Here is a 20,924-nt window from a genome sequence, read left to right on the forward strand (position 1 = left end):
CAATAAAAATTAAAAAAAAAAGATGGAACGTTTTTTATTTTTTATTCATAAAATACTGACAACAAAAGTTTACATGGGTGGAAAACAAAAGATCCCTTATCTTAGGGCACTTGATAGCATTAGCTAAAAAAACCTAATAATATTATGTATTTATATGCATCAGGCTTCCAGTGTTTGTGTTCTGAGATGATGTTAAATTGCTTGATAATTTTTTGGTTGTGACAAATTTTTTTTATCAGTAAACAAAGATTCATGCACCTAAATCAAAAAAAATTTGATGAGTACTATCAGGCCTTGCTCACTAAAGATGTGAAATACGAGGGGGCTTTTTTTGCCTGTATCAGCAGCACGGGTATTTTTTGTCGTTCAAGTTGTCATGCTAGAAAACCTAAGAAAGAAAATGTTGAATTTGTATTGAGTAGCCAAGAAGCCTTAAGAAAAGGTTATCGGCCGTGTAAAGTGTGTTCTCCTATGCAAGCGTTATCAGATAAGCCAGAGTGGTTAAAGGTATTGTTTACAGCAATCGAGACAGAAGAACGCTATCGTTTTTCAGATGAAGATATCAAAGCCTTAGGTATAGACCCCAATAGAGTAAGGCGTTGGTTTAAAAAAAATCACAACATGACCTTTCAAGCTTATTTAAGATCCTTAAGAATGGGACAGGCTTTTGGTCATTTGAATCAAGGAGGAAAAGTGATTGATGCGGCTATGGAGCATGGTTATGAATCTTTAAGTGGCTTTACCCAAGCTTTTAAGCAGCTAACCGGTAGATCTCCAAAAAACATTAACGCCAATACGGTTATAGAAAGTTATCAGCTGTTGACACCCTTGGGCCCCATGTTGGCGGCCAGCATCAATGAAAAAATATGCTTGCTGGAGTTTAATGATAGAAGAATGTTGGAAACACAATTGATTGCAATTCAAAAACATTTTAAAGCGCCCATCGTTCTTAAAAAAAATAAAGTGATAGAGCAACTGCAAGAACAATTGAATGAGTACTTTGCAGGAAAAAGAAAAACATTTTCTGTATCATTATATATGGTAGGGAGCGATTTTCAAAAACAGGTATGGCAAGTACTGATGGCCATTCCTTATGGAGAAGTAAGAAGTTATAAACAACAAGCACAAAAGATGAAACATCCTAAAGCAGTTAGAGCCGTAGCCAATGCCAATGGTGCCAATAAAATTGCTATTGTTATTCCTTGTCATAGAGTCATTGGCAGTGACGGCAGTCTCTGTGGCTACGGCGGTGGACTAGAAAGAAAAGAACAGTTGTTAAAACTAGAAGGTTACAAAATTTAAACTTTTAAAACCTTACCAGGATTCATGATGTTGTGCGGATCTAGGGCTTTTTTTATGGATCGCATGGTATCCAGATGCGCTTGTGAGTTGGTGATATTCATGTAGTTTACTTTATCCATACCAATGCCGTGTTCTCCAGATAAGGTGCCGCCTAGCTTGTGCGTAGCCGTAAAAAAATCAGTTAAGATGAGTTCTTTTTTAGCATTCCATTCTTCTTCTGGCGTATTTTGTTTTAAGAAATAGGTGTGTAAATTACCGTCGCCAGCATGGCCATAGGAGATGCAAGGGGTGGTGTGTTTTTTTGAAACTTCTCTGGCGGCTTGTAATAAATCTTTAATTTTACTGCGTGCTACCACACTATCTGCCTCAACATATTCTCCTTGCGCAACAATACTATTGCGCACACTTTTTCTAAACAACCATAAATCTTCTCTTTGTTGTTCATTTTGTGCCATGAGCGGCTCATCTGCACAAAGATCAATGATGCTCTCATACAGTTTCATGGTTTGTTGTTCTATTTGATCTTCTCCCATAGCATCCAATTCAATCAATAAACTGGCAGCCGCCTGTTCAAAGGGATAAGTGTATTGATAGGTTTGTTTGACGCAATCCACAGCTTCTTTGGGAATGAGCTCCATGGTAGGGATGGATAAACCTTGCTTGAGTAAAGTGTTAACCGCAATGGCAGCAGCATCCAAACTATCAAAGGCAATCAATAAAGTCTGTCTATGTTGGGGTAAGGGGATGAGTTTTAAAATAATTTTACTGACAATGCCTAAAGTTCCTTCAGAACCGGTAAACAATTGAGTTAAGTCATATCCGGTAGAGCATTTCATCCATGGTCCGGCGGTTTGAATCACTTCACCATTGGGGAGCACTACTTCTAAACCCATAACATATTCACGCGTCACGCCATACTTAACAGCACAAAGACCACCAGCGTTGGTGGCAATGTTACCACCTATAGAGCAGTAATCAACACTGGCTGGAACAGGCGGATAAAACAAACCTTTGGGTTCAACGGCCTTACGAATATCGCCGGTAATCATTCCTGGTTCAACGGTGGCAGTAAAATTTTCTTCATCCAATTCTAGTAAACGGTTCATGTGTTCAAAACAAATGATAATAGATTCAGTGATAGGCACACAGGCGCCGTTTAAGCCTGAACCCGCTCCTCTAGGAACAATGGGTAATTTGAGCTTTTGGGCTAGTTTAACAATAACTTGAATGTCTTGTGTGTTTTTAGGAAAAACAACCGGACAGCTTAATAAAGGGGTGCAAGCACTTTCATCTCTTTGGTAATCCACGCACTTTTCATGATCAGTCATTATAACAATATCAGGATGAAGAGTGCTTAGGCTGCTTAAAAATGTTTGAGTTTTGCTGGGGTATTCCATGGATACCTTATATCTTGCTGGTAAAAGATGGCAACTCTTGCTCTGTATTTAAATTATTGAAGTATTTTAAACGCAACTTCAAATTGACTTGAGCAATGCTTACGTTGGTTTTGGTCTGTATTATATGAACCTGCCACCAGTAAAAGATGAGCATGGTTTGCTCTGGGATTGTTCTCTGGATAATACATTTTTGCAGATACGCTCCAGGCACGGCCATTGATTAAAAGGTCTTCCTCTGGGGCATAATCAAAATAACTTGTTTCAATTGGAGCGTCATCATAGTTGGTTAAAATATCAAATTCAGATCCAAATCCCATACACTTAGCTTGAGTCCCTTGCGGGCAATTGAACTTTAGGTCTTGTTGAAGGTTAAGTTTAAGGTATTGATTGATATCTTGGCAGGGAGGAAACATGTCATCGCTTGCATCATTCTGGTCTCCAGTTAATACAGTAAGTTGATAAGTTAAGGGTTTATTGTATTCTCTGTATTGAACTTTGCGTTGAAACACTTCTTCTTCAGAAAACTTTTTCAATTTAAATTCTGCAGTTAACTTGCATTCTATCCGTTTTAAATTAGCAGGATCTAGGTTTGAAATTGCCTCAATCAGTTGATCTGAAACCCCTTGTTTCTTTAGATCTTCTTTTCCAGTTTTAAAGGCATCAATTTGTTCAGCCCATTTTTCTGGACTCAGTTCAAATACAGTTGCGGAATTAGACTGCATTTGATTTTCTTGCCCCAGTTGGGGGAAGATGCCTATATAATTTAGAGGTAGCATACTTACCCCTTCTTGATCAGAGTCTGGGGGGGATTGAACCATTTTAAATTCGCCGGTTGCAGTAATTGTTCCCGTAATGGGTTGATCACTGTCATCACTTGTGCAAACGATATTACTACCCTTCTGCGAGCACACAAACACGTCAACCACTCGCTCGGTATCATCGTCGTTTTCTTCTGCCTTAGCCATAATGTTGGCAAGTTCACATATTGGGTGGTTATTTTCTGTTTTAAGATTACTGGTAAGGATAACGTGATAAAGGCCGGAAAAATCGAGATCTTGTTCTATTTTTTCTAAATCTTTTTCTATTGGTTCAGTAAGAGCTATGCGTTCGTCTTCTTCTAATTTTTTTAAAGTGTATTCAGCCTTAATAGCACATTGAATGTTTGCTTGCTCAGCTTGAGTGATTGTAAAATTAAACTGTTCAATGCCTGTTTCAGAGGCTGTCTTTGGAAACTTACCTTGTAAAGAGTCCTCTTTTATTTTGGACAGTGTTGTCCCTTCATCAAGTTCATTGTCTTGGATAAATTGATCTAAGGTATGGCCTAAAATGACACGAATATTCTTATCAATTTGTAATTTGTATTGCCCATCATTATTGACACTCCCTAAATACTGAGCAGTATCTCCTTTGCACTCAAGTTTGCTTTGTGTATTTTTACATTCAAGAACAAGGCTTGAATTGACGGGGAAATTGGGGATAGAGGCCTTAAAAAACTGGCTTACTGTCTGACATAATTCATGTTCTGAATCAGTATTAAAGTTTAAATACTCTTGCAAATACGCGCCATCAAAACTTTCTATGGGCTCATTATTAGATGTTTTATTTAAGGTATTATTTAAAGTTTGAGTGGAAGGAAGTGTTTTTTTAGAGGATTTGTTGTTATTTTGAGCAGGGGAAGGACTTGAACCAGATGAACAAGTTGCAAACCAAATACTTAAAAATATTGTTAAAAATGTACGCACAGAGGATGTGTATATCGCGTCGCATTATATAATTCAAGTGATTTTTTAAACAATATCAACACTATTGCCAAGAAACATGCTTTTCAATGCTTTTAAAAATGGCATCCACAAGTAAAGCCATGGCAGCAGCTGGAATAGCGCCTAACAATATATAATACGTATTGGCTTGTGAGATTCCTTGAAAAATAGGGTCTCCTAAGCCACCAGCACCAATAAGTGACGCTAGTGTCGCGGTACCAATGGTAATCACAGCAGCAATTCTAATTCCAGCAAAAATTTGCGGTAAGGCCAAAGGCATTAAAATATACCACAAAAGTTGTTTTTGGTTCATGCCCAGGCTCAAGGCAGACTCTTTGGTATGTTTGGGTATGGAGACAATCCCTGTATAAGTATTGGTAATGATGGGTAAAAGAGAATACAGGAGTAAGGCAACAATAGAAGGTTTGATTCCTATACCCAAGACAGGAATTAAAAAGCCAAGAAGCGCCAAGCTTGGAACAGTTTGCAAAACATTGCTGATAAAAAACACAATACTTTTAAAAACCTTATTTCTTTGCGCATAAACTCCCAAGGGTACAGCTAAAACAATAGAGCACAAGATAACAAAAAAACATAGCTGGGCATGTTCAAATGTTTTTTTAAAAAGGAATTGCTGTTGTGACTTTATAAAACGCAAAAAGCCAAGCTTTTCTGAACTACTTTTTTGAAGGTTTGTTTGGGTTTTGCTTTTAAAAATAGACTGCTCTAAAAAATTTTTTGCAACCACATCAACAGCATAACCATACTCATCAACCTGTTGATTTAGTTTTTGCATGGTGTTGTTGTCAATTTTATTTTCAAACGCAGAAAACAACTTCTGCACTGAAGGATTACTTTTTACAAGAGAGTCTTTAGCCAGCCAGGCAGCATGGTAGGGCGGAAAATATTGCTTATTGTCATCTAAGATATCAAGTTTAAATTTAATGATTCTAGCATCGGTAGAAAAAGCAGTGATGATATCAACTCGTTTGTTATTGATTGCTTGGTACATTAGACCTGGTTCAAGATTAATTTGTTCTACTTTATTCAGATCTATTGTGTACCATTGGCTCAGACCTTTTAAACCATCGGGCCGTGTAAAAAAAGCATGGGGTGCGCCCATTTTTATCGTTTGGGTATCTGATTGTGCTAATAAATTTTTTAACTGTTCTATATTGGTAATACTTTTAAACTTTTCATCGCTATTTCTTACGGCAAGAGCATAAGTATTATTAAAGCCTAAGGGTTTAGACCAATTAAGGTTATACTGTTGCATAAATTCTTTATGTACAATGTTCCAAATAGTTTCTGGATTGGATTCACCGTGAAGTTTTAAGATGGAGATGTAACCTGTACCAGTGTATTCAGGATACAAATCAATACTTCCTTGTTTAAGCGCTTCAAACACAATATGCGAACCAGCAAGGTTCAGTTTTCTTTCTACCTCTTCTCCTTGATGCTCCAGATACTGCGCCGCGATCTCACCAAGAATAAGTTGTTCGGTAAAATTTTTAGAACCGATGATGATTTTTGCTGAAGTGCTTTGAGAAAAGAATAAAAACAACCCAATAAATAGTGCACTTATTTTATTATCAGTATTCATAGCGTTGACTCTCAATGAAAGATTGGACAAGTGGGTTGTCAGTTTCTTCAATAAATGAACGAGGAGAACCTTGTTGAATAATTGATCCTTCACTCAGAAAAAAAATATATTCACTTAACATAAACGCTTCATGAATATCATGTGTAACCATGACAATTGTGGTGCTGTGTTTTTTATGCAAGTCTTTCAGTGTTTCTTGCAAAGAGCGTTTGGTTACAGGATCAAGGGCTGAAAAAGGTTCATCTAAAAGTAAGACCTTGGGTTGCATAATTAAAGCTCTGGCCAAAGCCACACGTTGTTTTTGACCGCCGCTGAGTTGAGCAGGTAGTTTGTTCCAAACATCGTTTGGGTCTAAATGTAAATCTTCCAGTATGGATTTGATTTTCTCATCCGTCACCAGATCTAAGTTGTTTTGGATTTTCCCGGGTAAAGCAATGTTTTTCCAAACTGGTAAATGCGGGAATAAACTTTCTTGTTGGATGACATAAGCCACAAATTTTCTTAATTGGGACAGTTGCCAATTTGTTTTGCCATCAACCGTGATGCTTCCGGACTGTATTGGAACCAAAGCATTGATTGTTTTTAACAAAGTTGTTTTACCACAACCACTGGGTCCAATAAGACTCACCAAACGCCCAGCTTGAACAGATAAATTAATGTTATTTAAGATCTGTATATGATTAAAACTTACAGAGATGTCTTGTAGTTCTAGCAAATCAGACAGAAGTTATCACAGATTAGCCAATTATAAAAATAATGAAGCGCTCTATCAACAATGATAGAGCTATGCTATATACAAACAAAAATGATTCCAATGTTAAAAACCCATCGTGCTTATGCACTGGCTTTGTTTATGCTAACGGCTTGCTCTGGCGGAAGACACTTACCAGATCCTTATCCTCTGGGGCAGGAATACTTTTCCTATACGCCCAGTGCAAATTGTGATTGTGATTTAATCATTGATCAAGATGTGAGTAGCGTTGATGCTAGTGATTTAAGTCCCGGAAGTGAACTGTGTTTTAACGCGCAACTTAATCCTAGTAGAGGCCCTATAAGGTTTGAAAACTTAAAGGGTACACGTGAAAACCCTATTATTATTCGTAACTGCATGGGAAGGGTTAATCTTATTTCCAATGATCATAGACCCGCATTGTATGCAGAAGGCGAGTATTTTAGGATTACAGGTAAAGGTCAGAATGAAAGTTTTATAGGCTTAGAGTTTCAGGCCAGTCAGGCGGCGCAAGCCATTGCTATAGGAAAATCCAGTTATCTTGAGATAGATCATATACATATCAGTGCATCACAGTTTGCAGGCATTATGGCTAAAGTCGATCCCAGCACGGATTATTGTAAAACAGGTGATCGTAGGTTTGATTCTTTTATCATGAAACATGTTCACATACATCATAACACAATTGAAAATACCGGCGGTGAAGGAATTTACGTTGGGAATAGTTTTTATGGAGGAACAACATCACAATATTGTTTGAGCAATCCGCATTGTGGCAGTTGGATTTGTGGTAATATTCAATTTCCGCATGAGGTGATGGATGTTTATATTTGGAATAACACCATTAACGAGACTGCTTGGGATGGTGTGCAGGTGGGTAGTACTATTCATAATTGTTTTATTCATAACAACAGTATCAGCCATTGGGGGCAAGCCAATGCAAGTGGACAGAATTATGGTGTTCAAGCGGGGCAAGGGTCAAGCTGTCAGGTCAGTTATAATACTTTAATCAATGGTAAAACAGGACTTCATATATCCGGTTTGGGTAATACAGTGGTTGAAAACAATCAACTGTTAAACTTTAGTGGCAATGGTATTTTGGTGAATCCTTATCCATCACCATTATCTAGAGATATTGCAGATCAAGGTTTCTTGGGTGGTTTTACTTTAAGAAATAATGTTTTGACTTCAGATACAACCTCTTTACCTGTTATTAGAGATGTAAGACGTGAAAATTTATCCCCACCCAATAACAACTCAATTCATCACAACACCATTGATTCATCAGCGGAGAGTTTTCAATTATCATCTGAATACAATTGGGAACTTTATGATAATGTTATTCACTAGGAGCTTACTTTTTTGTTTAATGGCGAAACGTTTGTATGTCATCAAAGTATGAAAAAGCATAGTTTAAAGCAACTAACCTATTTAAATGGCACTGAGTTTCTGTGGGTAAGTTATCAAAAAAACTTTGCCACTGGATCTTAATATCTATGGGACCTTCAAGATGAAGGTCAATTAAATCTTGGATTCTATTATGCCCACCGTTATAGCCTAAGACAGTCATTGGCCAAAAGGAGTAATTTTCATACATATCCTTTAAATATCTACATGCAGCATCTGTTGAAGCATGGATATCTGTTCTTAAGTCAAAATGTTTGAATATCAAGCCATATTCTTTAGCAGTATCTTCAGTAAACTGCCACAAGCCAGCGGCATTGTCTCCTGAAATAAGGTGGTTTTTTAAATCTGTTTCAGCAATAGGTAAGAGTAATAATGCTTTGGGAATAGAGTAGTCTGCAAAATGTTGCTCAAAGATAGGAAAGTAAGTTTCTTTTGCTCGAGTATACAAGTTATCGTAGGTGATAAAATTTTTAAGCTTATGATTGTGGTGTTTGATTAAGTAGTAGCCAATAATACTGATCACCTCATTGTTAATGAGGTAATGGGTCCGAGTATCAAAAAAAAGGTAATCTCTTAGTTGTAAAGTTTGTGCAATATCCAACTCGTCAATATTAAGCAGTGTTTTGACTTCTTCAGCTGTGTGAATGGCGTGTTTACAAGAACTTGTCCAAGATCTATTAGACTGTCTTTGTTGAGCAAGCTCTTCTATTGCATGTATTTGCTCTTTAGTGGTTTGAGCAAAGCTTAATGTTGCTAAAAATAAAAGATAAAAAATGACTTGATGATGTCTCATGTTCCCCTCAGTGAGGGCTAAAATCATAGATCACTATTAAAAGTCAAGTGACTTAGCTTAAGCAATTAACAGTTTTGAATAATCCACATTTCAGCATGCCAATTCAAGTAGCGCAGTGACTTTTCAACAATAAAATTGTTGTAGGTGAATTCTGATATTTCGTTTCTTAATTCTTTTTTTAGTGAAGCATCATTGATACCAAGTAGAATATTATGAATGTATTTATTAAGGTCATGCGCACTTTCAAAGTAAACTCTATAGATGTAGGGGATGGTTCTTAATTGAACGTTATTTTGATTAAGAAATTCATATTTAAATTCTGATAAAGGGGTGTAATCAAAAGGTAAGTGATCTTGGTACTTTTTATAAAAATGTTGCAAAATATTCCACCAATCACCGGAGTCTGTATTCATGACTACGATTAATGAACCGTTCTGATTGAGCTTAGATAATAAAGTTTTTAGTAAGTCTCCCCAGTCCTTTGTGGGTATATAGTATAAAACATGCGATAAAAAAATAAGATCATAGGATTGTGTAAATGAATGGTTTTCTATTGTGCTATGAATACATTGAGCCGTTTTAAATTGTTTTTTTAAGCTTTTAAAGAAAGCTTCATCTTTTTCAATTAAAGTTAAAGTTTTGCTATGTTCTTGAAAGACAGAACTAAAAACACCGGTGCCAGCACCAATGTCTAGAACAGAATTAAAATATTTGTTTTGCAACCAAGCTTTTAAATAAGCTGATACAATCTCTTTTTCATCAGTACGATCATAAAAAGAGTTTATACGTTTATAATAATTTTTTTCATCCACAAGAATTCTATAATATAGTGTTTAAAGAAATAATATAGGAAATAGTTAAGCAATATATACTGTAAAGTTAATTAAAAAAGCTAAACCTTTATTTTTATTGCATTACTTGACTGGATAGAATCAACGTTTTAAGTATAAATTTGTTTTTAAGCTCAACTTTATGGCATTGAGCGCAATTTTAAGGAGAAAACATGAAGAAACCATTATTTAAGGCAGTGTTAAAGTCATTTTTAGTTACTTTAGTTCTTGTATCCCCACTTTATGCAGCCAATACCAATTATGCAATGAGTGCAAATCAATTAAAACAGTATTGTAATGATGCGCAGAAAAAAGTTGATCAGGCCATTGGCGCTATTATTAACACTGAAAAACAAGCATCTGCCTCAGCGGATAAACGTTCATTGGAAGAGGATTTTAACCTGACAGTTAAAAAATTAGATGATGCATATGGTTTATACGCTCATAAAATGGAGATTTCATATTTAATGGAAGCGGTGAGTCCCAATGAAAAAGTCAGAAATGCGGGTACAGATTGCAAAGAAGCATTTTTAAACTTTCCCGTTGAAATGTACACCAATGAAAAATTGTATGAAGTACTGTCTAATTTTTCTGCCAGAGCAGAAAAGAGAGAAGAAAAACTCAAGTATGACCAGAAACGCTTGTTGAATTACTTTTTAAATCAGTTTGGTAAAAATGGTTTTGGATTAAAGGCTGATAAGCTGAACGAGTTTAAAGCTTTAAAGGCAAAAGTCAGTGAGTATGAACGTGAGTACAGTAAAAATTATGGTGAATCTAAAGTAGAAATTGAGCTTAAGTCTGAAGACCTGGCTGGAGTATCAGAAAATGATTGGTTGAGATTTAAACAAAAAGATGGAACAGTTAAGGTTACATTAGATAACAATATTTATACAGCCATTTTAACCTATGCCGATAATGCAGATCTCAGAGAAAAGTTTTATCGTGCTTACAATACAAGAGCACCAGAAAACGTTGAAGTTTTGGAAAAACTTATTGCAGTTAAGCAAAATATTGCCAAAGTATTTGATGCAAAATCCTATGCAGATTTGGTCATGGAATTAGATGAACGTTTGGCTGGAACACCTGACAATGTTGAAAAAAAATTAACCTCTATTTATAAACAAATGTTTAAGCCTTATCAAAACTACAGAAAAATTTTGCAAAAAGAAAAGTGTAGAGATTTAGAAAACTGTAAAAAATCACAGTGGAAAAAATTAGAATTGTATCCTTGGGATATGGGCTATTACAGTAATAAATACAAAGAACGCGTATTTAAAATAGACTCAGAAAAAGTTAAAGAGTACTTCCCAACAGAAAAAGTAGTTGAAGGGACCTTTGAGATTTATGCGCAATTGTTTTCAATGCGTTTTGAACCCATGAAAAACCCAAAAGTGTGGCATGAAGATGTAAGGGCCTATCATGCCTATGATGCTAAAACTGGAGACTTGTTGGGTAATATCTATTTAGATTTATACTCAAGAGATAATAAACCTTACAAACATTATGCAGCGTTTAATATTGATATTAGGCATCAACCTTTAAGTGGCGAGAAAATCGTTCCAGATGCTGTGATGGTCACCAACTTTACACCTCCTACAAGAAATAAAAAAGGAGAGATAGAACTGCCTTCCTTAAGTACACATGGAGATGTAGAAACTTACTTTCATGAATTTGGACATATCATGGATGATTTATTGTCCAATACCAAGCATTATCATTTAAGCAAAATGACACGCCCGCTTGATATTGTTGAAGGCTTCTCGCAGATGTTAGAACCATGGGTATGGGATGCAGAAACCTTAGAAGTGATTTCTGGACATTATAAAACCGGAGAAAAACTACCCAAAGAGCTTTTAGATAAAATGAAAAAAGGAAAATATTTTTCTTTGCCAGCCTTTTATGTTGGTCAAATTCATTATGCTTTGGTGGATATGGCTTATCATAAAGCAACCGAGCCAGTGGACACAACCAAAATATGGAATGAAAAGTTTAAAGAGATATTCAAGCGTGAACCTGTGGAAGGTTTATTCTGTCAAGCTTCCTTTGGGCACTTGGCCAGCTCAAGTTACAATGCTGGCTACTACGGCTATATTTGGTCAGAAATTTATGCCATGGATATGCTGACGCGCTTTAAAAAAGAAGGGATGCTCAATCCAAAAACCGGGATGGATTATCGCAAGCTTCTTGAAAGCGGGCATGAACGGCCGATTGTTGAGCTTATAGAAGTCTTTTTGAACAGACCTTTTAGTGAAAAGGCATTTTTAAAAAGTTTAAAAAACAAATAAGGAAGTAAAATTCACAGATATATACCGTAACCCAGTTGTATTTATGGTTACGGTATAGGTCTCTATACGATTAAGATCAACATGAATGTAGAACAAATTTTAGCCATTGTTATTTTTGCATTTGTGTCTTCTATTACACCTGGACCCAACAATCTTATGGTCTTGGCAAGTGCCACCAATTTTGGTTTTAAAAAAACCATTCCACATATATTGGGAATTAGTTTAGGTTTTGCATTTATGCTTATGATGTTAGGCTTAGGTTTAAGCATTGTTTTTAAAAGCTATCCAATAATAGAAACAATATTAAAAGTTTGTTGCGTACTTTTTTTGTTTTTCTTAGCCTATAAAATTGCAACATCATCAAGTATAGAAAAAGGTAAACAATCCAAAACGCCTATTTCATTTATCGAAGCAGCTTTGTTTCAATGGGTTAATCCAAAAGCATGGGCTATGGCACTGACAGCGGTGTCTTTGTTTTCTCCCAATGCAACATTTAAAGCTGTTATTTTGATGGTTATCTTTTTTACACTTGTTAACATTCCTTGTGTAAGTGCTTGGTCTTTTGCTGGAAGTAAGCTTGGCAATTTTTTAAAAGACCCAAAAAAACTTAAATACTTCAACTATATCATGGCAGGACTCTTAGTCGGCTGTTTGGGTTTTTTGTTGTAGGGTATAGATGTACAATAATGATTCATTATAAAAAATTAAACATAAATGATGATCAGCAACTCATGGCTTTATTGAAATGGGAAAATGATGCTAGTATACACCATCTTATAACGCCTGTTACAGACTCTAAGCAAACATTTACACCTATGAATATTGATCAACTTAAGGCGCAATGTAATTTAAAGAACGGTGAAGGAAAACATCAGTACCTTGTTTATGATCAAGAGCAGCCTATTGGTCAATTTTCTATCCATATAGACCCAGCACATTTGTACAAAAAAATAAACCATAGCAGTTGGTTAGGCTTATGTATTGGAGAAAAAAGCTATTGGGGAACCGGTGCTGGCCAAAAAGCCATGGAATTCTTTGAACAGGAGTCTATACAATTGGGTTTGAAAAGAGTTGAGCTGGGTGTATTTGAGTTTAATACTAGAGCCATTCAGTTTTATAAAAAATTGGGTTATCAAGAAATAGGGGCATTAGAAAACTTTACTTATTGGGATGGTCAATATTGGAGTGATATTAGAATGGAAAAGTATTTATCAAGGAATGAATAAACTTATAACATTAAGCTAAAAATTGTTGCTTGACTTAGCTTGGAGATTTAAAAAATAATAATGAAAAATATTGCTGTTTATTTATCTGCATATTCCAATGATGAAAATATGATTGATCTTACAAAAAATCTTGCTAGATTGATGGTTGAGCAAGGGTTTTCCTTGGTTTTTGGTGGTTCAGGAACTGGTTTGATGAAAGTGCTAGCAGATACAGTATTAAATAATAAGGGCAAAGTGACCGGTATCACAATGGAGTCACTTAAAAAAGTAAGCATGCCCAACTTAACTGAGCTGATTATTGCTATAGATTTAAATGAGAGAAAGCAGTTATTGCAAAAGCATGCTGATGCATTTATTGCCTTACCCGGGGGGAATGGTACTTTAGATGAAATTATACAAACCATTGAGGAACGTAAGCAAGGGTTTCATCATAAACCCATTGTTATTTTAAACTATAATGGTTTTTATGATCCTTTGTTGGCACAATACAATAAAATGAAAGACTTGGGTTTTTTACCCAAAAATCAAAATTTAGATGATTTATTTGTTTTTGTTGATACAAGTGAACAAGCCATTAAATATATTCATGCTACATTAAAATAATCTACACTGCACAATGGCTATTCAATATTAAAAACTAGCTTCTATTTCTTTTGCTCTAGATGTGAAAGCAAAACCTTGAGTGCCTAAAATTCCAATCATGACTGATTCAATGATGGGTGCAGATACTTTTTTTTCTGTTTCCCATTTGACAACAAAATTTGCTCCACTTCCGCCAGAAAGATCAGATTCAGGAATAATAAAATCCTTTGAAGACATTTTTTGCAAAGAAAATGGTTTGTCTATGAATTTTTTTAATAACTTCCCATTGGTATCATAATAATCCACTTGAGAAATAACAATCATATCTTTTTCTGAGATATTCCTGATGCTTAAAATAGCTGAAAGGTGAGTTAATTTTTTTAAATGAGTGTAAATAGATGAGTAAATTGGGACATAAACTTTTTGGCTATGCACCAGTCTTGTTGGTGTATCATTTAAAGGGGTAAAGTTTTCAGATTTTGGAACAAGGGGGCTATCAACTGAAAATTTATCTTCATTGTTACAAGCAAACAAAGTGTAAGCCAGAAAAAAAAGTACAATAATCTGTTTCATAGTCTTATGCTTTCTAGTAATTTAAACAAGTTAAAAATCTTATATCACTCCTGAAGTGTCTGGAAAAGCTTTAGATAAACAAAAGAGTGATTTAGTAATACTCAATAGAATAAGGTAAGGCTAAAAATTTTTAAAGATCGTTTAAAATCATAATATTAGAGTATAATTTTTAGATTTTTTGGTTTTTGCTATAATGGGCATCAATGCAAAAAGATAAAAACTTAATTTTCATTCTAGCTGCTATGGCTATGATAATGGGTTTTTTTGCACATATACAAGGTAGGCCTTTGTTTGGAGATGAGTGTACAGAGCTTTTGCAAGCATTGGATAGACCCAAAGGTTTTTTTATATTAACACCCAGCTTTTCTGCCAATTGGATAGTTTCAACCATTGAGTCATGTGTAACATACATATATTCATTTTTTCTGAAAAATTTTGGTTTTAAAAATGGACTGGTGGCAATTAGAGCTGTGCATGTTGCATTTTTTACGTTTAGTGCTGTTTTACTGTATCTTGTTTTGCGTAGATTGGTTTCTTCTTTTTGGGCTTTCAGCGGCAGTATAATATTTATTTTTTCTAACTACGCTTTATGCTTCATGCAAATCTTAACTCGTAATTCAATGACGCCGTTTTGGGTTTTAAGCAGTTTATTGTTTTTAGGTATGGTGTTTAATTACAAAGAAAATGTAAACAAACCAAAAAAATACCAAGTTTTATTTTTAATGATGGCAGTGATAACCAGTACACTTGGTTTAGTTACTTACTCTGGATTTCGTATATATGTAACGGCATTGTCATTGGCACTGTTTATCAACTGTGTTTTGTATCAAAGAAAAAAAATTATAATGGCGCTTTTTTTCCCTCTTACAATTGTGGGCCTACTCTCTGGCTTATTGGTTTTAAGTGATACAACAGCAGAAGCTTTCATATATAGAGGTTCTTATGCGTTGGTAAAAAAAGAACATTTTTTAGAAGTTTTTTATCAAGTGATATTATTTCCATTTAAATTTTATAAATATGGGCATTTTGTAGTTGAACAAGCGCATGTTTTAGTGGGGAGAAGTCCATTTCCATTTTATTTAATACCATTTTTTTGTATTGGATTATTTTTAAGTTTTTCAAAGTCTTTTTACAATGGAAAGAGAGAAGATTTTTATAACTTAGTTTTTTTAAGAAATTTTTTAATCATAAGTGTGCTTTTGTTTTCATTTCTTGGCCCAAACTTAAAATATTTTTATGGTCTATGGCCGGTACTCATTATTTTTTGTGTGATGGGTATGGAAAAAGTTATGGTTAGAATAAACCCAAGTGATCTTAAACAAAAAATGATGATAGGAGCACTGCTTTTTATTTTTGCTTTTGAACAAGTTTACTATTTTTCATTTCAAATGAAAAATAGTGCTTCTGTACATGCTTTTTTATATCAAGATGCCCAAGCAAAGCAGTTGATTGATAAGGTTAGACCCATCATAGAGTTTGATGAAAAGCCTTCATTGATTTATTCACCTTTAGGTAGAGATGTAGCTTTGTGGTATGCTAAAAGTACAGATTTACAAGCTAATATTTTGGATCGATGGGCTGTTTTCTTACAAGATAAAGGATTTGTAAATTTAGAAAAAGACACATCTTTAAATTTAGAAGGATTCCTTTTTACAAAAAATAATTTAAATGAAGGTCAAAAAAGTGGTCTTAAAAAAGTATTAAAAAATAATCCGAAATTAAAATGGATTCAAATTGATTTTTAAAAGTTTTAACTGTTTATCCAATTCAAAATGATATTTCATAAGCTACTTTTTTAAAAAATTAACATCAAAAATCAAACTTAGACAATAATCTTCTTTGCAGTTTTAAATTTGTAAAATCTTTATTAAAATCAGTAAATGCAAAAGCACTCAAACTTAATTAGAAGTACATAAATTTTGTGTAACATCTCTGTAATCTTCTAAGTCAGAAAAATTGGCAAAGAAAATAATGTTGTGACCACTGAGTCCGCTGGTAGCTTGATAAGCTCCTTTAACGCCAGTGTTTTGATTACACGCATAGAGAGAAGTGATATAATCGCAGAGGTTATTGTTACACATAGTAGGTTCTTGAATGTCTCCAACAATATAGGCTGTATCAGTAGTATCATCAAAAACATAAGAATTTTCTGGTCGAGCTCCCCAAGGTCCAGAATCATGAAAAATAGAGTTGCCAGCAGTACTATCGATGACTGTTTGTCCATCATTGTTTGAACAAGAGGGTACTTGAGGTTCTCCATCAGACTTTTTGTCACTACAGCCTGATAGACATAGTGTAGTCAGTAAAATTAAAAAAAAATTGATACGCATGGTGTGTTTCCTATATATAAATTAATTAATAAAACACATGATTAAACTTTATTGCAGTTATTACTAAGAGTAGTTTAATCCGTTAAGTATAAATTAAGCAACCTTTTGTATAAAAAAATAGAAGTACAAGAAAATGGATGATTGTTATGGAAGAAGTTTACAACAAAGCATTTGAATACTTGCAAGATAAAGATAATTTAGAATCTGTAGATAAAGGTTTAGCAATATTAGAGGAAATATATCAACAAGACCCTAACAATATTAAAGCTTGTTTTGAGTATGCAGGTGGTTGGGATAGCATAGGCCAAGAAGAAAAAGCAGTTATTTACTATGAAAAAGTAAAAGTAATGGGCATTAAACAATTACCTAAAAATGATCAGCCTTGTTTTTATGTTCAATATGGGAGCACCTTAAGAAATTTAAAACAATTTGATCAAGCTAAGGTCGTATTTGAGGAAGGTGTTAAAGCTTTCCCTGATTTTTTGGCCATTCAATTGTTTCAAGCGCTCAATTTTTGTTCAATGGGTATTGAAATAGAAAAAAATAAAATTTATCTTGAAGAACAAATAAAACAAATCAATCATCCTTCAGTAGAAAGATATAGTCGTTCATTGAAAAACTATTTAAACCAGTTAATGCAAAACTAAAATATTTTATACAGAAAGTCATCATGGTTAAAGATTTTTGGGAAGACAATGCATAGCAATGGAATAAAGTCATAGATGAAAATGCTTTTCCAAGTAGAGAAGTAACAATACCGGCAATTGTTGAGACAATTAAAAGAATAAACCCTATAAACATTCTAGATGTAGGCTGTGGTGAAGGTTTTTTATATAATCCAATAATTAATTTAAATATAGTTTATGATGGCATGGATCGATCAGAAGCGCTTATCAATATAGCAAAAAAAAAGTGGAGCGAAGACCATTTTTATTGCCTTTCATACAATGATATTATTTCTGGTAATACTCATAACTTAAAAGCCACTTATGATTGTATTTTATTTAACTTTTCTCTATTGGATGAAGCTACTATTGAGCAATTAAGTGCTTTTAAAAATCTTTTAACAAATGATGGGGTGATTTTAATTCAAACATTACATCCATGTTTTATTGAAAAAGAATATAAAGATTATTGGACAGAAGAACATTTTGACTTTTCTCACATCAAATTTAAGGGAACAATGAAATGGTTTCGTAGAACCCTGTCCAGTTGGTTTAATGTGTTTAATCAAGCCAAATTGTGCATCATTGATATATCTGAACCTCAAGGTGACACCCAAAAACCCAATTCGTTGATATTTACACTTAAATCTATCAGTTAAGGTAAAAGTTGAAATAATCTATGAAAAGCTACTCAGTTTAAATAGGTTTTTCTTGCTTTTTAATACATAAGTAGATTACGTTTTTATGGTGATGGTATTGGATATAAAAAATTTTCTATTGGTTTTGTTGTACATGATTAGTATAGATGCAATATGGTTGAAGTTTATTGTTGGTAAAGTTTTTGTTGAACATGCCAAAACTGTTTTTAGAGAAGACGGTGTTTTACTTTGGTCTGCAGCAATTGTTTATGTGTTAATGACTTTAGGTTTAATGATTTTTGTTAAACCTTATATTGAAAGACATCAAAGCATGCTACCCATATTTTTGTATGGAGGGGTGTTTGGCTTCATAATCTATGGGGTTTTTGATTTTACCAATCATGCCATCTTAAAACAGTGGCCGCTCAATCTTATTGTATTGGATTTGGTTTGGGGAGCGTTTTTACTTGGTAGCAGTAGCCTTGTTCTAAAAAAAATCATAGCTTGATGTGGTTGTAGTACCTTTAAATTATATCAATTAATGCATTATGAAGATCTCTAACTACCATGCATGGACTTGGTAGAAGGGGTATTGACAAGTAAAGACTTTCTTGAGAGATGATATGCAAATGAACCATGATATTTCAGATCTTGATATTGAAATTATTGCTCAGTTAAGAAAATTGATTCGGGCTGAGGCGCTTTTTTCACAAGAAATAAAAAATAAAAGTGGTTTAAATGCATCTCAGTTAGCGTGTTTAACAGAGTTAGCAGATAGAGGTGAACTTTCTTTTAGAGAACTTAGTCGCCTTATTCATGTCTCACCCAGCAGTGTTACAAAAATTATTGATGTATTAGAACATAAATTTTTTGTTCAAAGAAAAAGAGAAGGTAAAGACCGTAGGGTAATTAAAGCGGTTATAACAGCCAAAGGTAATCAAATAGTTGCAGCTTCACCAAAATCAATGCAAAAAAAAATGTTAGAAGGTTTAGCTATGTTGTCATACAAGAATAAGCAGCAGATCAAGGCTGACTTAGAGCAGTTGGCTTTGTTGATTGGTGCACAAGACCTTCCTACAGGGGTTGTACTAGATGCTGTGGAAAATCTAAATGAAGAACCAAGTCTTACTGAAGAAAAAGTAGTTAGCAATAAGTCTTATTGAGATTTAGTTTTTTTTGATATTGAAAAAAATAAAATAGCTGAGATTAAAATTCCCATAAAATTTGCATCAAGACCAAAAGGTATTGGAAAGGGTGCTTTTAAAGAAAATAAAACGGTAGTGGCACCACCAAAAATCATGGCTAAAAGCGCAGCAGTAGGATTTTTACGGTTAAAAAACAATGCCCCAATCAGTGGAATAAGTAAGCCAGAAACCATAAAACTATAAGAGTAAAGCATCAGTGAAAGTACATTTTCAAAAATACTGGCCAGCAAAAGTGAGAGTACACCAATACAAAGAGTTGCAATTTGTGAAAGACGCAGGGACTTTTTTGTATCTTTTGGTTTAATAAAGTCACTGACCACACTGCCTGAGGCAGCCATTAAACAACTATCAGCAGTAGATAAAATTGCTGAAAAGTAAGCCGCTAAAACCAAACCCATAAGTCCACTGGGAAGAACGGTTCTTAACAGTAAAGGCATGCCCAGCTCGCTATCAATCATTGCTCCAGGAGAAAAGCCTAACTCTGCAAACATTCCTTGTTCAAGAGCAACACGTGAATAAATTCCTAGGATGATTCCCATAAAAGCCATGATTGGGTATTCTAGAAGTCCTGCAGTATACCAGGCTCTTTGGGCTGTTTTAATATCTTTGCAGGCATATATTCTTTGGTACAAAGTCATACCAACAAACCAAATAGGGGTGATGGTTATGGCCCAATTGACAAGTGTTTGCCAGCTAATATTGGTGAGACTAAGGTGGTTTTGGGGCAGGTGGTTTGAAATTGCCTCAAATCCACCAATAGAGACATGGCTTACCGGGATACCCACAAAAATAAGTCCGCACATGAGAATAATCCATTGGGCGGTGTCAGTATAAATTACGGCTTTTATGCCGCCAATGGCGGTATAAATAATTGCCAAGGCCCCCATAATAAGTAAGGCGGTTTTAATGTCCAAAGTAGAAAAAGTAGCTGAAGCTAATTTTGCTCCAGCCAGTAACTGAGAAGAAGTAAAACCAATATAGCCAAGTGTTGTGATGAGTGCCGCTACCAATGCAACTTTAGTCCCAAAGTAATGGTCAAAAATTTGAGGAAACGTATAAAATTTTTTGTTTTCTTCTAGTTTTTTAATTTTGGGAATAAGAAAAACGGCTGCAATCCAAGCCCCAACCAAACCTGTAAAAAGCATCCATGACCCAGATAGCCCCATGGCAAAACCAAGTCCTCCTAAACCAATGGAAAAGCCACCACCCACATCTGTAGCAACAACAGATAATCCAACATGGAAGCTACTCATCTTGCGACTACCTACATAATAATCATCCATACCTTTGTTTTTTCTCATAAAGAAAAAGCCAATCCCTAGCATGACAATTAAGTAAACAATTAAAATAACCAGATCAATGCTGCCCATGGTTAAACCTCTCCATAGTTTAAGACTAAATATTTCTTTTTATAATAGAAAAAATGCATGTTTTGAGGACAATAAGAAGACAATCATTATAATACAGCCACTAAGGCTAATATGATTTCTTGTGAAATTGTTTCTCATGAAACTATTTTTATGTCAAATTTTTACAGGCATCCTATCCTAAGATAGGTTTCATTTTTGATGAATGGTTTTAAAAAACAATTAATGTGG

Annotated in this window: 20 protein-coding genes; 11 read left to right on the forward strand and 9 right to left on the reverse strand. The window is 34.5% G+C overall.

Annotated features, from left to right (window positions below; genetic code table 11):
- The first annotated feature begins 252 nt into the window (after nucleotides 1–252).
- Nucleotides 253–1,302, forward strand: a complete 1,050-nt coding sequence (locus PKC21_04655; GenBank protein ID HMR24627.1) for a methylated-DNA--[protein]-cysteine S-methyltransferase — start codon at nucleotides 253–255, stop codon at nucleotides 1,300–1,302.
- On the opposite strand, the gene PKC21_04660 is transcribed toward PKC21_04655, so the two are convergent.
- The 4 genes from PKC21_04660 to PKC21_04675 all read right to left on the reverse strand — a co-directional run bounded on the left by PKC21_04660 (nucleotide 1,299) and on the right by PKC21_04675 (nucleotide 6,777).
- Nucleotides 1,299–2,699 carry an FAD-linked oxidase C-terminal domain-containing protein gene (locus tag PKC21_04660; protein ID HMR24628.1) on the reverse strand — a complete coding sequence of 467 codons (1,401 nt, stop codon included), beginning with the start codon at nucleotides 2,697–2,699 and terminating at the stop codon, nucleotides 1,299–1,301. The two genes, PKC21_04655 and PKC21_04660, sit on opposite strands and share 4 nt — an antisense overlap.
- A 53-nt stretch (nucleotides 2,700–2,752) precedes the next feature.
- The gene (locus PKC21_04665; GenBank protein ID HMR24629.1) at nucleotides 2,753–4,441 is read right to left on the reverse strand and encodes a hypothetical protein; all 1,689 of its coding nucleotides are present in this window, start codon (nucleotides 4,439–4,441) and stop codon (nucleotides 2,753–2,755) included.
- Between the two features lie 61 nt (nucleotides 4,442–4,502).
- Nucleotides 4,503–6,062 (reverse strand): glycine betaine ABC transporter substrate-binding protein, encoded by a 1,560-nt coding sequence (locus tag PKC21_04670; protein ID HMR24630.1) that lies wholly within the window; start codon nucleotides 6,060–6,062, stop codon nucleotides 4,503–4,505.
- Nucleotides 6,052–6,777: an ATP-binding cassette domain-containing protein gene (locus PKC21_04675; protein HMR24631.1), complete on the reverse strand. Its 726-nt coding sequence runs from the start codon at nucleotides 6,775–6,777 to the stop codon at nucleotides 6,052–6,054. Before PKC21_04675 ends, PKC21_04670 begins: the two co-directional genes overlap by 11 nt.
- A gap of 60 nt (nucleotides 6,778–6,837) precedes the next feature.
- Here PKC21_04675 and PKC21_04680 point away from each other — a divergent pair, with 60 nt between their 5' ends.
- Nucleotides 6,838–8,142 (forward strand): right-handed parallel beta-helix repeat-containing protein, encoded by a 1,305-nt coding sequence (locus PKC21_04680; protein ID HMR24632.1) that lies wholly within the window; start codon nucleotides 6,838–6,840, stop codon nucleotides 8,140–8,142.
- Nucleotides 8,143–8,158: 16 nt separating this feature from the next.
- On the opposite strand, the gene PKC21_04685 is transcribed toward PKC21_04680, so the two are convergent.
- Nucleotides 8,159–8,992, reverse strand: a complete 834-nt coding sequence (locus PKC21_04685) for a transglycosylase SLT domain-containing protein (GenBank protein HMR24633.1) — start codon at nucleotides 8,990–8,992, stop codon at nucleotides 8,159–8,161.
- A gap of 65 nt (nucleotides 8,993–9,057) precedes the next feature.
- A complete protein-coding gene (locus PKC21_04690) occupies nucleotides 9,058–9,804 on the reverse strand; it encodes a class I SAM-dependent methyltransferase (protein HMR24634.1) in 747 nt (248 codons plus the stop codon).
- Nucleotides 9,805–9,995: 191 nt separating this feature from the next.
- On the opposite strand from PKC21_04690, the gene PKC21_04695 reads away from it, so the two are divergent.
- The 4 genes from PKC21_04695 (at nucleotide 9,996) to PKC21_04710 (ending at nucleotide 13,936) form a co-directional block, all read left to right on the forward strand.
- A complete protein-coding gene (locus tag PKC21_04695) occupies nucleotides 9,996–12,107 on the forward strand; it encodes a M3 family metallopeptidase (GenBank protein ID HMR24635.1) in 2,112 nt (703 codons plus the stop codon).
- Nucleotides 12,108–12,188: 81 nt separating this feature from the next.
- Nucleotides 12,189–12,776, forward strand: coding sequence for a LysE family translocator (locus PKC21_04700; GenBank protein HMR24636.1), 588 nt, complete (start codon nucleotides 12,189–12,191; stop codon nucleotides 12,774–12,776).
- A gap of 17 nt (nucleotides 12,777–12,793) precedes the next feature.
- A complete protein-coding gene (locus PKC21_04705) occupies nucleotides 12,794–13,333 on the forward strand; it encodes a GNAT family protein (GenBank protein HMR24637.1) in 540 nt (179 codons plus the stop codon).
- A gap of 60 nt (nucleotides 13,334–13,393) precedes the next feature.
- Nucleotides 13,394–13,936: a TIGR00730 family Rossman fold protein gene (locus tag PKC21_04710; protein HMR24638.1), complete on the forward strand. Its 543-nt coding sequence runs from the start codon at nucleotides 13,394–13,396 to the stop codon at nucleotides 13,934–13,936.
- A gap of 27 nt (nucleotides 13,937–13,963) precedes the next feature.
- On the opposite strand, the gene PKC21_04715 is transcribed toward PKC21_04710, so the two are convergent.
- Nucleotides 13,964–14,488, reverse strand: a complete 525-nt coding sequence (locus PKC21_04715) for a DUF3124 domain-containing protein (protein ID HMR24639.1) — start codon at nucleotides 14,486–14,488, stop codon at nucleotides 13,964–13,966.
- A 203-nt stretch (nucleotides 14,489–14,691) separates the two neighbouring features.
- Here PKC21_04715 and PKC21_04720 point away from each other — a divergent pair, with 203 nt between their 5' ends.
- Nucleotides 14,692–16,233 carry a hypothetical protein gene (locus PKC21_04720; GenBank protein ID HMR24640.1) on the forward strand — a complete coding sequence of 514 codons (1,542 nt, stop codon included), beginning with the start codon at nucleotides 14,692–14,694 and terminating at the stop codon, nucleotides 16,231–16,233.
- Nucleotides 16,234–16,386: 153 nt separating this feature from the next.
- Here the strand turns inward: PKC21_04720 and PKC21_04725 are convergent, their stop codons facing one another.
- A complete protein-coding gene (locus PKC21_04725) occupies nucleotides 16,387–16,818 on the reverse strand; it encodes a hypothetical protein (protein HMR24641.1) in 432 nt (143 codons plus the stop codon).
- A 146-nt stretch (nucleotides 16,819–16,964) separates the two neighbouring features.
- Here PKC21_04725 and PKC21_04730 point away from each other — a divergent pair, with 146 nt between their 5' ends.
- The 4 genes from PKC21_04730 (at nucleotide 16,965) to PKC21_04745 (ending at nucleotide 19,284) form a co-directional block, all read left to right on the forward strand.
- Nucleotides 16,965–17,465 (forward strand): tetratricopeptide repeat protein, encoded by a 501-nt coding sequence (locus PKC21_04730; GenBank protein HMR24642.1) that lies wholly within the window; start codon nucleotides 16,965–16,967, stop codon nucleotides 17,463–17,465.
- A gap of 146 nt (nucleotides 17,466–17,611) precedes the next feature.
- The gene (locus PKC21_04735) at nucleotides 17,612–18,142 is read left to right on the forward strand and encodes a class I SAM-dependent methyltransferase (GenBank protein ID HMR24643.1); all 531 of its coding nucleotides are present in this window, start codon (nucleotides 17,612–17,614) and stop codon (nucleotides 18,140–18,142) included.
- A 91-nt stretch (nucleotides 18,143–18,233) separates the two neighbouring features.
- Nucleotides 18,234–18,629 (forward strand): DUF2177 family protein, encoded by a 396-nt coding sequence (locus tag PKC21_04740; protein HMR24644.1) that lies wholly within the window; start codon nucleotides 18,234–18,236, stop codon nucleotides 18,627–18,629.
- Nucleotides 18,630–18,744: 115 nt separating this feature from the next.
- On the forward strand, nucleotides 18,745–19,284 hold the full coding sequence (locus PKC21_04745; GenBank protein HMR24645.1) for a MarR family transcriptional regulator: 540 nt from the start codon (nucleotides 18,745–18,747) through the stop codon (nucleotides 19,282–19,284).
- Here PKC21_04745 and PKC21_04750 read toward each other — a convergent pair.
- Nucleotides 19,278–20,696 carry a sodium:solute symporter family protein gene (locus PKC21_04750; GenBank protein HMR24646.1) on the reverse strand — a complete coding sequence of 473 codons (1,419 nt, stop codon included), beginning with the start codon at nucleotides 20,694–20,696 and terminating at the stop codon, nucleotides 19,278–19,280. The genes PKC21_04745 and PKC21_04750 overlap by 7 nt on opposite strands.
- Nucleotides 20,697–20,924 lie beyond the last annotated feature (228 nt).

The sequence above is a fragment of the Oligoflexia bacterium genome, assembly GCA_035326705.1.
Lineage (GTDB): Bacteria > Bdellovibrionota_G > JALEGL01 > JALEGL01 > JALEGL01 > JALEGL01.